The 14,565-nt window shown below is 65.7% G+C and carries 7 protein-coding genes; 5 read left to right on the forward strand and 2 right to left on the reverse strand.

The features are described 5' to 3' along the window. Positions 1–19 precede the first annotated feature (19 nt). Positions 20–8,461 (reverse strand): type I polyketide synthase, encoded by an 8,442-nt coding sequence (locus B9C43_RS46175; RefSeq protein WP_084433674.1) that lies wholly within the window; start codon positions 8,459–8,461, stop codon positions 20–22. Between the two features lie 567 nt (positions 8,462–9,028). Between B9C43_RS46175 and B9C43_RS46180 the strand changes: the two genes are divergently transcribed. The 5 genes from B9C43_RS46180 to B9C43_RS46200 all read left to right on the forward strand — a co-directional run bounded on the left by B9C43_RS46180 (position 9,029) and on the right by B9C43_RS46200 (position 13,522). Beyond that, positions 9,029–9,601 (forward strand): hypothetical protein, encoded by a 573-nt coding sequence (locus tag B9C43_RS46180; protein ID WP_084433675.1) that lies wholly within the window; start codon positions 9,029–9,031, stop codon positions 9,599–9,601. A 393-nt stretch (positions 9,602–9,994) separates the two neighbouring features. Further along, complete coding sequence (locus B9C43_RS46185) at positions 9,995–10,534, forward strand: hypothetical protein (protein WP_084433676.1); 540 nt, start codon at positions 9,995–9,997, stop codon at positions 10,532–10,534. Positions 10,535–10,537: 3 nt separating this feature from the next. After that, positions 10,538–11,737: a DUF6545 domain-containing protein gene (locus tag B9C43_RS46190; RefSeq protein WP_084433677.1), complete on the forward strand. Its 1,200-nt coding sequence runs from the start codon at positions 10,538–10,540 to the stop codon at positions 11,735–11,737. 98 nt (positions 11,738–11,835) lie between these two features. Continuing rightward, positions 11,836–12,366, forward strand: coding sequence for an RICIN domain-containing protein (locus tag B9C43_RS46195; protein WP_084433678.1), 531 nt, complete (start codon positions 11,836–11,838; stop codon positions 12,364–12,366). A gap of 88 nt (positions 12,367–12,454) precedes the next feature. Next, the gene (locus B9C43_RS46200) at positions 12,455–13,522 is read left to right on the forward strand and encodes a glycoside hydrolase family 76 protein (protein ID WP_051896764.1); all 1,068 of its coding nucleotides are present in this window, start codon (positions 12,455–12,457) and stop codon (positions 13,520–13,522) included. Between the two features lie 44 nt (positions 13,523–13,566). Here B9C43_RS46200 and B9C43_RS46205 read toward each other — a convergent pair whose 3' ends face one another. Then, positions 13,567–14,562, reverse strand: coding sequence for an RNA polymerase subunit sigma-70 (locus tag B9C43_RS46205; protein ID WP_084433679.1), 996 nt, complete (start codon positions 14,560–14,562; stop codon positions 13,567–13,569). Between the last annotated feature and the right edge of the window lie 3 nt (positions 14,563–14,565).

The following is a 14,565-nucleotide window of genomic DNA, read 5'->3' on the forward strand; positions in this document are numbered from 1 at the left end:
TTCAGCCAGCTCGGGCCGATCAGAGATTCGTGAACATCGGGTATGTGTCCTTGACGGACAACTCACGGGCGATCGTGTCCATGACCTCAGCGCTGGGGTTCTGGATGAACAAATGGCCGCCGGGAACCGTGGTCATCGAGAACCCGCCACTGGTCAGCTTCTCCCAAGCCCGAAGCTGGTCCTCCGCGAACAACGGGTCCTCCTCACCGTGCAGGACCGTGATCGGGGCACGCAACAGCACGCCGTCGGAGAACCGATAGTCGCCGAGCATCCTCAGGTCCGCCCGTACCGCGGGCATCAGCGGCTTGATCGAGTTCTCGTCGGCGATCGGCCCCATGAGCAGACCGTTGTCCCGCAACACTTCCAGCACCCTGTCGTCCGATTCACCGCCGACGATCTGGCCGTCCCGGAGGTGTTTCAGGCCGCGCACGTAGTCTTCGACGTGGATGGCCGACGGCCATCCCGCGATGATCAGCTTCGTCGGGACTTCGGCGAACTGCTGCTCGAGGTACTTCGTGAGCTCGTACGCGAGCAGCCCGCCCATGCTGTGCCCGTAGATGGCGAAGGACCTGTCGAGGTAGGGCAGCATCGCATCGGCCAGCTCGGCGATGAACTCCGGCATCGACTCGATCGGCACCTCGTTGATCCGGTCCTCACGGCCTGGGGCCTGAAGCGCCACGACCTCGACCGAGTCGGGCAGGTAGTCGGGCCATGGCGCGAAGACCGACGCGGCGCCTCCGACGAACGGCAGCGTGAACACGCGCAGCGAAGCCAAATTCGACCGGCCCTGCACGGTGTGAATCCAGCGCTCCGGACCAGCGGCTTGCATCGCCGATTCGGGCTGGGCACCCGCCGCGCCGTCGAAGACCTGGCCGAGAACCTCCTTGGTGAGCTCGACGACGGTCGGCCCCCGCATCAGGCCCATGGTCGGGAAGTCGATCTCGAGGTGCTTGGCCAGCGCGTTGCGGATCTGGCCCGCCATCAGCGAGTCCATCCCGAGGTCGGTCAGGGCGACGTCGTGGGCGAGGCGCTCGACCGGCATGTCGAAGATCCGGGCGATCTGCTCGGAGAGTGCCGCGACGAGCCGCGGTTCGCGCGCGTCCTCCTCGAGTTCGAGCAACTCGGCCCGCAGGCCTTCCGTTCCGCCTGCCCCGGAACCCGATGCGCCTTCCATCGACAGATGGGCAAGCCGTGACGAGCTGCGGAACGACGGCATGACCTGGCTCATCTTCGCGAAGTTCACGCCGAACACGCTCGCGCGGCTGACTCCTTGCGCCAGGCACCGCCCGACGAAGGCCAGTGCCTGGTCCGGTGAGATCGCCGTCCATCCCATCCGGGCGAGCGTGTCGACCTTGTTGCGCGCGATGAAGCCGACCTCGCCGATGGCGCCCCAGTTGACCGTCAACGCAGGCAGTCCCATGTCGCGGCGATACGCGGCCAGCGCTTCCAGGAACCCGTTCGCTGCCGAGTAGTTGGCCTGCCCGGGCGTTCCGATGTACCAGCTCATCGACGAGTACATGACGAACGCGTCCAGGTCGAGCTCACGCGTGTGGTTGTGCAGGTGCCACGCACCGTCGACCTTCGGCCGCACGGCGGAAAGGAACTGCTCCTCCGTCATGTCGGCCAGCGACACGTCGTCGAGCACCATCGCCGCGTGGAAGATGCCCTTCAGCGGCGGCAGCGGCGCGATCCGCTCGATCAGACCCTTGACCTCGTCCTCGATCGACACGTCGGCCCGTTCGAGCACCACAGTGGCGCCCTGTGCCCGCATGCTCTCGATCGTCGCCTCGTTCTCGGCGTCCGTCTTCGCCCGGCGCCCGACCAGCACCACGGTCCGTGCGCTCTGCTCGACCAGCCATTGGGCGGTCCGCAGGCCAAATCCCGTGTATCCGCCCGTGACCAGGTAGGTGCCCTCGGCATCGAGCGTCTCCTGACCACTCGATGTCCGGTGGACGAGCAGCTCGGTGTCCGGCGCCAGTTCGACGACGACCTTGCCGATCTGCTTGGCGTTCGCCATGTACCGGAACGCGGCGGCCACGTCGCCCGCACCGAAGTCGGTGTGCGGAAGCGCGGGCAGCGTGCCTGCTGCGACGCCGTCGAGAACCTCGGTCATCACCTGACGGCACAGCGCTGGGTCTTCCAGCAGCAGCCGGTCGATGTCGACCGCCGCGTAGCTCAGGTTGTTGCCGAACGGCTTCAGGCCAAGCTGGTAGTTCTCGTAGATGTCCTTCTTGCCGATCTCCACGAACCGTCCGCGTGGGCGAAGCAGCTCAAGGCTCTTCGGAATGGTCTCGCCCTGAAGGGAATTCAGCACGATGTCCACACCGTCGTAGCGCTGCCGGATCTCCTCCGCGAAGGCGAGCGAACGGGAGTCGTACACCTGCTCGACGCCCAGCGAGCGAAGGTGGCCGCGCTTTTCCTCGCTTCCCGCCGTGGCCAGGACTGTCGCGCCGAGCGCCTGCGCGATGTGGACCGCAGCAAGCCCCACGCCGCCCGCGGCGGCGTGAATGAGCACGCGGGCACCCGCACGGAGCCTGCCCACCTCCACCAGCGCGTACCACGCGGTCAGGTACGCCATCGGCAGAGTCGCGGCCTCGACGTCCGAAAGGTTCGACGGGGATTTGAAGACCAGGCGGGCGTCGGTGGCCACCAGGTTGCTGAAGCACTCGCGGGCGAAGGCGATGACGCGATCGCCCGGTGCCAGTCCTTCGACATCCGCACCGACCTGCGTGACGACGCCCGCGCACTCCACTCCGAGGTTGTCGTCGTAGAACCCGCCGAAAGTCGCTCCCTCGGCGAGCATTCCGAGCGTGAGCATGACGTCCCGGAAGTTCAGGCCGGTGGCGAGCGGCCGGATCGCGACCTCGCCACGGCCGAGTTCGGACAGCGGCTTTGCTTCGTACCGAAGCTGGTCGATCGCGTGCTCGCTGGGAACGGCCAAGCTGAAGGGCGTTTCGTCCGACACGCGGGTGGGCGTCGCGACAGACGCCTCGAATTCGGCGGGCGAGATGTGCTCGAGGCGGTCGACGAACCGCTCGTCCCCGCGGAAGGCAACCTCCTCGTCGGCTGTCCGCACGTGAAGCAGTTCATCCAGCAGCTGCGACGCCCGCTGCCCGGCGTTCGAGGTCGCCGGGTCGAAGTCGATGATCTTCGCTGGCAGGCTGATCTGCTCGTTCAACAGCACCCGGACGATGCCCCAGCTCGGCAGCTGCGCGGGCGCCACGCGCTCGGCCTGGTCAAGGACCTGCGCCCCGGATGTCGCCACCCAGAACCGCGGCTGCTTCGCCCAGTTCACCTGCTCCACCGCCCGCACCAACGCGACCACGCTGTACGCGCCTTGGCTTTCGATCTCGGGCAGCAGCTCGGTGCTGAGCTCTGATCCCGCGAAATCCAGGTTCCACAGGTGCAGCACGCCCGCCACTTCTCCGGCGTGGTCTCGTACCTGCTCCAGCACGCGCTTCAGATCCTCGCTGCTGGTCGGGCGCACCCGGAAGCTGCGGGCGTCGACCTGCTCGAAGGCCTCACCGCGGGTGACCAGAACGCTGCCGGCCGCGGCATCCCCCACCAGGTCGAGGTACCGTTCGCCGACACCTTCGGCGTCCGCCAGCACGACCCATGGCCCTTGCTGCGCGCGAGGCTGATGCGGTTCGAGGTCCACCACCTGCCCGCGCGCCACGATGACCGAGTTACCGGACTCCTCCGGCGTGTTCTTGTCCGACAGCACCTGGACGTGCTCAAAACCCGTGGTGGGCAAGAAGTCCAGCCATTGCGCTTCGGTCAGTACGGGGTAGCTGGGCCGAACGTCGTGGTCGTCGAACTTCCACCATCCTTCGGTCATCCCGAAGGTCAGGTCGACCCAGTGCGGCGGCACCGTGGCCTCCATGATCAGGAGCATGCCCTGGGAGGTCATCAGCCGCTGCACGTTGGCCAGCGTGGCCCGCAGACTCGGGGTGGCGTGCAAGACGTTCGATGCCACAACGATGTCGTAGTAGTGCGGGTCGAACCCTTGCTCCTCGACGTCCTGCTCGATGTCGAGGATCCGGTAATCCACGAAGTCGTATTCGGCGAAACGCTCACGCGCCTTGGCAAGGAACAGCTGGCCGACATCGGAGTACACGTACTCCGCGCGATCACGCGGCAGTTCGGACAGCACGAAGCCGGTCGTACCGCCCGTGCCCGCGCCGATCTCGAGTACCCGCACCGGCCGGTCGGCCGGCAGCGACCGCATGCACTGCGCGACGACCTCGCTGATGATGCGGTTCGTCTTCTCGAACGAGAACGAGGTCGTGTACAGGTCGACGACCGATTGGAACTCGTGCTCCGGGAAGATGAGCTCAACGGGATTGACCTCGTCACGAAGGACTGTGGCCAGTTCCTTCCCACAGCGCTCCAGCAGGGCGTACTCGGACTCGCATTCGGGATGTTCACGGCGCAGCCGGGCGAGATCCGATCCAGTGTCGACACGCTCGGGCGTGCGCAGCACGTGCCAGGTGGCTGTGTCGTTTTCGACGATCCCGTGCTGTGCAAGCAGTTCCAGCAGGCGGCCGAGGTAGCGCCGGTGCTTGTCGTGAACTCCCATCTCCGCTGCGGCCTCGTCGAGCGTGAAGCGGCGGCCTTCGGTCAGATCCATGTCCAGGTTGTGCAGAGCTTCAGTCACGTAGTCGATGCACAGCCGGTTCATCTTCGCTTCCGTCACGGCGTGGTAGCCGCGGTTGACCGGCCAGTTCCGCAACTCGTCGAGCAAGGGCTCGACGGCGGCCTGCACGGTCGTGTCCGAGGCGAGGAAATCCGCAGGCATCCGTGTCTTCCTGTGCACCGCAGCCGGGTGCCAACGGAAGTCGTAGAACCAGTTCGCGAGTGCGTCACCGTCATCAGCGCTTCGGGTGATGGACTTGAACTTCAGGCCGTCGAACTCGGCCACGATCGTTCCGTCCTCGTCGACGATCCAGAAGTCGCCCGAGCTGAACATCGGGTCGTCGGTCGCGTGCGCTTGCGCGTAGACGAACAAGCGGCCGCTCGGCCTCGTGTGGAAGCTGAGCCGTTTGACCTCGACCGGCAGGTAGAGCATTTTGGCTTGGTGGTTGACGACATCGCCCGTCAGCACATCGCCGTACGCGACGGGAAGCGTCGTGATGCACGAGTCGAGCACGCCTGGGTGGATCGCATGACGCGGCGCCTCGTCCGCGCTGGCGGCAGGTGTTTCGAGCTGCGCGAGACACTTGCGGTCCGAGCGCCAGAACTGCACAGCCGCACGGAATGTGGGGCCCAGAGCCAAGCCATTGCGGCCGAGAACGGCGTAGAGCTCCGCGGGATCGATCTCCACGGGGCATTCCGCTTGAAGTTCCGAGATCGGTTTGGGCAGCGCGGTGGTGGGAGCACCGCGCCGCAGCGTCCCGACCGAATGCAAAGTCCATTCGGCGTCGCTGTCCTGACGGCTATACACGGAGAAGTGCATCGCTTGCGTCAGAACAACTTGGACGACGGGAGCCGGGCGGTCGTCGAACACGAAGAGCGCTCGGCGGAATTCGACGTCCTCGAGTGAGAACGGACCGTCGCCGAACGCGTCCTGCGCGCAGCCGAACACCATGTCGAGGTACGCCGCCGCCGGAAAGACGATGGGTCCCTGGACACGATGGTCATCCAGCCACGGGAACCGGATCGGGTCGAGCACCAGTTCCCATACGCGCTTACCCGGCTCGTCCGCGGCGCGGTTCTCGGTCCCGACGAGCGGGTGGTTCAGCGACGGGAACCGCCGACCCCGTGACGTCGGTGTTTCCAGCCAATAGGTTTCACGCTGCCATGGGTAGAACGGCACCTGCACGCGTCCGGTGATCCCGTCGAACACACCCGCCCAGTTCGGGTCGTAACCGGCCACATACAACGAAGCCAGTGAGTTCAACAGGGTGTGGCGGTCGCTTTGCTTGCGGTGCAACGACGCGACGACAACTCCCTCGGCGCGACGCTTTTCGAGCAGTTCCGAGATGGCTGTGGCGTGAATGGGATGCGGGCCCAACTCGACGAACGCCAGGTGCTGGTCCTCGATGAGGCGATCGACGGTGGGTGCGAACATCACCGGCTGGCGGATGTTCTGCCACCAGTACCCGGCATCGAGCGCGCCGGTGGGCACGACGTCGGCGGTGACGGTCGAGTACATCGGAATCGACGACGGGCCTGAGGTGATCCCGGCGAGCGAGGCGAGCAGCTCGTCCTTCAGCGGGTCCATGTGGTGGCTGTGGAAGGCCACGCTGACCTGGAGCATCCGGCAGAAGATCTTGTCCCGGCCCAGCTCGCGCTCGATCTCCTCGAGCGCGTCGGGATCACCGGCGAGGGCAACCGATTCCGGGCCGTTGTGCGCCGCGACTTCCACCCGCCCGCGGTACGCGGCGATCCGGCTTTCCACCTCGCTCGGCGGCAGGCCGACCGCGAGCATCTTCCCCTTGCCGGACGCTTTCTGCTGCACCCGGCTGCGATGGAAGATGACCCGTACCGCGTCCTCAAAGGACAGTGCACCCGACACGCAGGCGGCAGCGACTTCGCCGATGCTGTGACCGACGACGGCCGATGGCGCGATTCCCCAGCTCTGCCACAAGCTCGCCAGCCCGACCTGCACCGCGAAAACCGCGGGCTGGGCGATGAACGTCTCACCGATGCGGCTGCTGGCCTCGTCGCGGCGAAGTTCCTCCATCACCGACCAGTCCGCGTACTTGCCCAGTTCGGCGTCGACGCGCTCGACGGTCTGCCGGAATACCTCGCTCTCGTCGAGCAACTCACGTGCCATACCCCACCACTGCGGGCCCTGACCGGAGAAAACGAAGGCCACGCTCGCCGCGGTGGACGCTTTCACGCCGCTGTACACCGAATCGGGCGACGAGCCTGCCTGGATATCGCGCAGAGTGGCGCGCAGTTCGTCCACAGAGGACCCGACGATGGCAAGCCGGTGGTCGTAATGCGGACGCGCTTGTGCTTGCGTGGATGCGATGGCAGGCAGCGCCGCCGCGCCGCGGGGCTCGTCGAGGAAGTCGGCGTAACTGTCGACGTACGCGCTAAGGGCGTCTTTGGTCTTGGCACTGAGGGTGAACAGGACCTGTTCGTGCGTCGCGGCTTGTGTTTCCTCGTCCCGGTCCGTCTCCGCAACGCCCTCCAGGATCACGTGGGCGTTGGATCCGCCGAACCCGAAGGAGTTCACTCCTGCAAGGCGCGGCCCGTCCCCCGGCCACGGTTGGCGTGCCGTGGCCAGCCGCAGGCCCAGTTCCTCGAACGGGATCGCCGGGTTCGGCTCCTCGGCGTGGATGTTCGCCGGGATCTCACCTTTGCTCACGACCAGGCACGCCTTGATCATTCCGGCGATCCCGGCCGCGGGCTCGAGGTGGCCCATGTTCGACTTCACCGCGCCGACGATGCACGGGCCCTGCCCGTTGCGCCCGGATCCCAGCGCCTTTCCGAGCGCACGAGCCTCGATCGGGTCGCCGACGGACGTTCCCGTGCCGTGCGCTTCGATGTAGCCGATGCTGGTTGGGGCGACGCCCGCGTCGCGGCAGGCATCCAGGATCATCTGTGCCTGGGCTTCCTCGCTGGGCACGGAGATGCCATTGGTGCGGCCGTCCGAGTTCGTCGCGGTACCGCGGATCACCGCGTAAATGCGATCGCCATCGGCGACGGCCGCGGACAGCGGCTTCAGCACGACGGTTCCCGACCCCTCGCTCCGCACGTAGCCGTCGGCCGACTTGCTGAAGGACTTGGATCGGCCTTCGGGAGACAGGAATGTCCCCTGGCTGAACGCGATGGTCGTCTCGGGGATGAGCAGCGCACCGACTCCACCGGCGATCGCCATCGTCGCCTCGCCGGAGCGAATACTGCGGCACGCGAGGTGAATGGCGACCAACGAGGACGAACACGCCGTGTCCACAATCATGCTGGGACCACGAAGGTCGAGCAGGTAGGAGACGCGGTTGGCCACGATGCAGTTCGTGACGCCCGCCATTGTGTGGCCACCGAGCAGATAGCGGTTCTCGGGATTGAGCTGGATGATGCCGTAGTCGTGACCGGAGACCCCCGCGTAGACAGCGGTCTTCGTGCCGGCGAGCAGTTCCGGGACGATTCCCGCGTCCTGCAGCGCTTCCCATGTCGTCTCGAGAAAGAGGCGCTGCTGCGGATCCATCCTGGCCGCCTCGGTCGGCGCGATGCCGAAGAAGTGCGCGTCGAATGCCGCGACGTCGTCGACGTATCCGCCGGCCTGCGTACGAAGATGCCCAGGCCGGGAAGCATCGTGGTCGTAGAAGGCCGCGCCCGTCCACCGATCCTTTGGCACCGCTTGAACGGCATCCCTCTCGTCAAGGAGAAGCCGCCAGAGATCGTCGGCGCTGGAGACGTGTCCTGGGAACCGGCAACCGATTCCCACGACGGCAATACCCTCGTGTGCGCTCGACTCGGCCTCGCTCGAGGAGCTGTGCACAGAATTCATCGCATTACCTTCGTTTTGTCATCACACATATCTCGACACATGTGATCCACCCCGGGACGATGTTGAGAAGGTGATATGACCGTCAAGCTCCCAGCAGATCGGCTGCCGGAAACTTGACGGTCATGCCCCTCCCCGAAAAATGACCGGCAAGTCAATTACTCGCGATCCGAATGACTTTCGGCCGACCGCCGATCGGTACCGCACCCCCAGAAGATCGGTAGGCACGGGTCCACGCGAAAAGCCTTGGACGGCAAGCCGGCTGAGCTGGTCCGCACACGCGACGCCACGCCATCGGGGTCAGTCCGACCGCGCCAGACCAAGATCATCCGTGCCCACCTCCAGTGCGCGAATCCGCACTCAAGGACCGAACGTAACGACCACGCGCGCACATGTCAACGCATCCATGTGCATTGGTACGCATCATCGGGTCCAATATGCGCATCCAGGTCGACCGCTCTGGCCACTGGAGCACGCCAAAGGAACGCAAAGCCGCACCAAACCATGAATAGCGGCGATGGGCGCGCATTAATGACCACCTCTGCGCAGCCAGGTGGTATCATCCCGCCCATGGCCGACGAGATGGGCGCCAGGGAGGCCGCGAAGCGGAACAGAGTCGAATCCGCTGGCCAGCGGTTCGGACGGCTGCTGAAGGCGTTCCGGCAGCGAAACCTTCCCGATGAACTGGTGACGCACCAGATCATCCACGACCTGGGCGGCCCGACGCGCAATGTCCAGTCCCGCATCGAAAGCGGGCAGGTCGACACGATCAGCGCCACCACGGAGGCGAAGTACAACCGGGCGCTGGAGGCACTGGGGCTGCCCGCCGGGAGCGCGACCGCGGCTCTGCACCACGGCGGCACGTTGGGACCGCCCGCGGAAGAGCAACCTGAGGCGGCCGCGGTGGAGGACGACGTCGAGAGCGGCGTGAACGCGTTGCAGAACCTGGCTCGCAACCACAGGTCCGTCGCGAACCTCGTGACCGAACTCGACCGCCTCGGCATCGAGTTGAAGCGGGCACGCAGCCACACCGAGGGCTATCAGCTGATCTTTCCCAAAACAGCGATCGACCGCTTGCTGCAGGCGCTGCAAAATACCGCCGAACTCGCGCAGCCAGAGCAGGACAACACCCAGGAGCCGTAGCCGGCGAAGAAGGTTTGCCGCCGGACGGCCCAACGATGGCAATGCGGTTAAATCCGCAACACATCGCGAAGGGGACGGGTACGATATATACGAGCCCGGCAAGCCGATGATGGCGAGTCATCCTATGTTTTGTGCCGACAGGCTGGCCGCGGTGGACAACGAAGTTCACCGATGAACGATGATTTCGCTAAACAACAATGCGCAGGCGGCAGCGAAAAACCGAGCTACGCGGTGAGCAAGATCAGATCTCCAAGGTCCTCGGGGGGAGGGAACCGCAAGTGCGAACGATCTCCGTTTCACCGGCCGCGACGCAGCAGCACACAACAGCGGTTACGCCCCCGAGACCGACCCCGCGGGCGCGTCCTGCCTCACTCGAACGAGGAGCCAGCTGACATGTTGGACCAGTTCCGGCGCGGCATCTCCGCACTCCCGTGGCGACCGGCCCGAGGCAAGACCTCCACCCGAGCACGCCTGCAGGCTCTCATCGACCGTCTCGAGCTCCCCCCGGACTGGACGATCGAGGAGTTCATCGCATCGGTCGAGCACCTGCGCGGACGGCGCATCGTGCAGATGCTGCTGCCACTGACCGCTCCAGTGGGGTTGTGCGGGCTGTGGCTGGCGTGCAAGGACCACGACGTGATCTTCCTCCGGCAGTCGTCCGACGCCGAAGTGGAACGGCACGTGGCTTTGCACGAGGTCAGCCACATGCTGCTCGGCCACGGGCAGGACACGTCGCTCGCCACCGAGGAATGGGCGATGCTGACCAACGAGTTGGCGCCGGGCCACGAGACCGACCTTTCCACGGTCCGCGCCCGCGGGGTGTCCAACTACGCCTCCACCGAAGAGTACGAAGCCGAGCTGATGGCGACACTGATCGGATTCCGCGCACGCACCGCCGGACCACGCCGCAATCCGATATTGAAAGAGCTGTAGCGCATGTGGCCGTACGACCACATGCCCAGTTGGATCACCATCTCCGCGACAGCGTTCATCGTCGTCATCACGGTCATCCGGCTTGTCCTCGTACGGCACACAACCAACTACGGCCGCCTGATCAACACCTTGCTGGGTCTCGACGCCGCGGCAGCCCTGCTGCGTGAACCGGTCATCGCCCGCCGCGTCGCCGGAGTCGTGCCCGGCGGCTTGCCCACCGTGTTCGACATTTGGCACTGGCTGACCGTGATGGCTTGGGCATGCGGACTGGGAATGGCGCTGTTTCACGGATACGGTCCGACGACGCGCTACCGAGTCCGGTTCAGGATCGTGATCGGACTGGCGGTGGCGGTCGGCATCGCGTTCCTGATTCTGAGCGATCCCGCGCGGGCACAAGGAATGTCGTCCGTAGCCAACGACGGAGGCTGGCGTTTCGGCGTATATATCTTGTTGTATTCAGCGGTGCCGGTAATAGTTTCGTCCTACTACTACACAATGAAGAGCCGGGGCAAGGTTTGGCGGGCGACCACCGTACGGGAACGCATCGTGGTGGCCGCACTGGTCGCTTTCGGTGCCCTCAGCGCCCTGCCCATCTGCTCGATCGCGATCGCCACGGCCTTGGACGCCACGGGAATCACCACGGCATTCGGGCCACACGTCTTCGACGTGGTGTCCGAAGCACTCACTTCAGGGGAACCCGGACTGTTCATCTTCGCCGCGGTGGTCGTGGTGTTCGTCCCGTCCTCGGCACAGGCCGTCATGCGATTGCTGCGACTGGATCGTGAATCCCGCGCCGCACGCCGGATATACCCACTGTGGCGAGATCTGACAGGCGCGGCACCTCAGGTCGTGTTCCAGCTGAAGCCCGCGGACAACTGGAAGGTCTCACCGCAGGAGCGCCTGCACCGTCGACGAATCGAAATCCACGACGCGGCCGAGATCGTCGCCAGGCACGTACAGCCGCTTCCGGCGGTCGTCGACGAACTGATCGAGACCACCACCCACGAAGAGGATCAGGAGCACATCCGGCTGGTCGCCGAGATCGTGCTGGCGGCCGAGCGAATGCCCGGCACCACGGACGAACCGGCCATTGGTGAGGCCTACGTACCCGACGAGCAGACACTGCTTCGTTTTTGGCAACCCGCGAAGGCTCTTGTCCACGCGACCAACCTCACCGCGCAACAGCACCTGTTGGATCGATAGCCGAGCTGTCGTGCCCGGGAAATCCGCCCGGCGGCGGTAGGAGTCCGCTCCCTGGTGATCGGGAACCGAGTGCCGGAGCATCGGGCACAGGTGTTCCGATGGGAAGGCAGACGATGCGAATCCTCGCGATGGTCGCGGTTGCCGGGTTGCTGTTCGCCAGCGGCGGAACGGCCGACGCGGCAGATGAGACCCATTCCTGGCGCAGCTTTTCCACCGGCTGGTGCCTGGATGCGAAGTACGACAAGGAGCTCCAGCGGCCCGTTGCGACGCAGGCCCCGTGCAACCCGGACTTGTGGGCGCAGCAGTGGACTCAGCGCGATCTGGGGAACGGTTACTGGATGCTGGAGAACTTCGCCGGATGCCTCCGCAATGCCGACGGCGTGCATGCCCAGCCCCCGCCCGAGGACAGGATCGTGCAAGTGGTGGCCTGCGACCGGGCCAACGAGAGGCTGTGGTGGTCGCAAGTGCCCCGTAGCGGGGAATGGACCTTGCGGCCGCGGGTGCCACGGATCATCGGCGGCAGCGCCTTGTGCTTGAGCGCCCTGTCACCGTCGTCGAACGGCCGGATGACCACGCAGGACTGCGCTCCGGAGAACAGCATCCACGCGAGCTGGGTCAAGATTCAGTAGTTGCCCGCGCGCGGCCACTGGCCGTCGCGTGGGTTCCTCACTCGATCATCGGTACCCAGGGCAAGTTCTCACTGGTTCGGTCGATCATGTGATCACCTTCTTCAGAGCAGTGGTATTCGCCCTTGTCGCAATGATCTTCGTGCCCGGTGTCGCGATGGCCGAGCCAGACGGCGGGAACAATCGCTATGACCGGTGGGCACGCACGAGCGGAACAGTCCTCGCTGGTTGGTACAACCCGAAGACTGGTCTCTACGACACAACGAACTGGTGGAACGCGGCCAACGCGTTCAACGCCGAAATCGATCTCTCCCGTCAGCAGCGGCTGGACATCGGTGCCCGGCACGCCGCGATCACCTACGACCGCAACATCGAAGGCGGATTCTTCAACAGTTACTACGACGACGAAGGCTGGTGGGCACTGGCCTGGATCAACGCCTACGACCTGACCAAGGACAAGCGGTACCTCGCGACCGCGCGCTCGGTCTTCGGGGACATGACGACCGGCTGGGACGACGTCTGCGGCGGCGGGATCTGGTGGAACAAGGAAAGGAACTACAAGAACGCCATCCCCAACGAGCTGTTCATCTCTGTCGCGGCGAGGCTTGCCGCCCGCACGAAAGGCGCGGCCAGCAAGGAGTATCTGGACTGGGCGGTCCGGGGCTGGAAGTGGTTCGAAGCCAGCGGCATGATCAACTCAGCCGGGCTGGTGAACGACGGGCTGGACGACTCGTGCGCCAACAACGGCCGGCCGACGTGGACCTACAACCAAGGCGTGATCCTCGGCGCGTTGACCGATCTCGCCGCACTGACCCGAGACCCGGAGCTGCTGCGGACCGCGCACCGGATTGCCAACGCCGCCATCACGACAATCGTGTACCCCAACGGCATCCTGCGTGAGCCGTGTGAACCGGACGTGTGCGGCGCGGATGGTCCGCAGTTCAAAGGCGTCTTCATGCGGAACCTGGGCTACCTCAACGCACACTCCCCGCGCCCGCAGTACGCCGACTTCATCCGGCTCAACGCCACATCCATCTGGGAGAACAACAGGAACTCCGCCAACCAGGTCGGCCTCATCTGGACTGGGCCGTTCGATTCCGCCGACGCGGCAAGGCAGAGTTCGGCCCAAGACGCCCTCAACGCGGCTGCGGCCCTGTAACTGTCCACATTGGAGGATTCTGGCCCTGGCGTGTGCCGTCGGGATCAGTCTGCGAGCAGGCCAGGGAAGCCGAACAGGGCGACCAGTGCCGGATCGTGGAACTCGACCACGCGGGAGACACCGGTGGCGGTTGGCGCCAGCACCACGATGCCGTGTGCCCGCAGCGCGCCATCGGTGTCTCGTTTGTACACAGCAGCAGCGGGCTGGCCGTTGGCCGTCGTGGCGATCATCTGCCAGTCCCCTGGTGCGCCCAGCACGTACGAATCGAGCAGATGGATGCAGTTCACCCGGCCCGCGTACCACTCGGGGAACGGCGTCGCCTCCAGCGTGGCATCCGTGCGCAGCACTTGTTCCAGCAGGCTGGCGTCGGAGCTCTCGAAGGCTGCGATGTATCCGTCGAGCAGAGCACGCGCCCGCTGGTCGGTCGGTTCGAGCAAATCCTCGGGCGCTGACTCCAGTTCGCCCAGCCGGGCGCGGGCACGCTGCAGGCCGCTCTTCACCGCCGCCGTTGTGGTGCCAAGGATTTCCGCTGTTTCGGCCGCGGAGAACGCCAGCACCTCACGCAGGATGAGGATCGCGCGCTGACGGGCGGGCAGATGCTGCAGGCTCGCGATGAGCGCCAACCTCACCGACTCACGCGCGACCACCACCGCGGCTGGGTCGTCGGCGGCCGGGGCGATCCATCGGTCCGGCAACGGTTCCAGCCACGAGACCTCGCCTGGGGCACCGTGACTCGGCGGGCGATCCGGTCCTTCGTAAGGACCTGCCAGGCCGGAGGGCAACACCCGGATCCGGCGCGGCTCCAACGCGGTCAGGCAGACGTTGGTTGCGATCTTGTAGAGCCAGGACCGAATCGACGCACGGCCCTCGAACCCGGCGTAGGAACGCCACGCCCGCAGATACGTTTCCTGCACCAGATCCTCGGCGTCCTGCGCCGAGCCCACCATGCGGTAGCAATGCGCCAGCAGCTCCCGGCGGAACCGCTCGGTATCGGCGGCGAACCGGTTCTGGTCCTCCGCCTCCCGCACTGTGCTGGCCATGCG

The sequence above is a fragment of the Kibdelosporangium aridum genome, assembly GCF_900176515.1.
Taxonomy (GTDB): Bacteria; Actinomycetota; Actinomycetes; order Mycobacteriales; family Pseudonocardiaceae; genus Kibdelosporangium; species Kibdelosporangium aridum.

Coding starts and splice junctions, on each gene's coding strand:
- B9C43_RS46175 (WP_084433674.1), bottom strand. CDS start 8,461: ATGAATTCTGTGCACAGCTCCTCGAGCGAGGCCGAGTCGAGCGCACAC.
- B9C43_RS46180 (WP_084433675.1), top strand. CDS start 9,029: ATGGCCGACGAGATGGGCGCCAGGGAGGCCGCGAAGCGGAACAGAGTC.
- B9C43_RS46185 (WP_084433676.1), top strand. CDS start 9,995: ATGTTGGACCAGTTCCGGCGCGGCATCTCCGCACTCCCGTGGCGACCG.
- B9C43_RS46190 (WP_084433677.1), top strand. CDS start 10,538: ATGTGGCCGTACGACCACATGCCCAGTTGGATCACCATCTCCGCGACA.
- B9C43_RS46195 (WP_084433678.1), top strand. CDS start 11,836: ATGGGAAGGCAGACGATGCGAATCCTCGCGATGGTCGCGGTTGCCGGG.
- B9C43_RS46205 (WP_084433679.1), bottom strand. CDS start 14,562: ATGGCCAGCACAGTGCGGGAGGCGGAGGACCAGAACCGGTTCGCCGCC.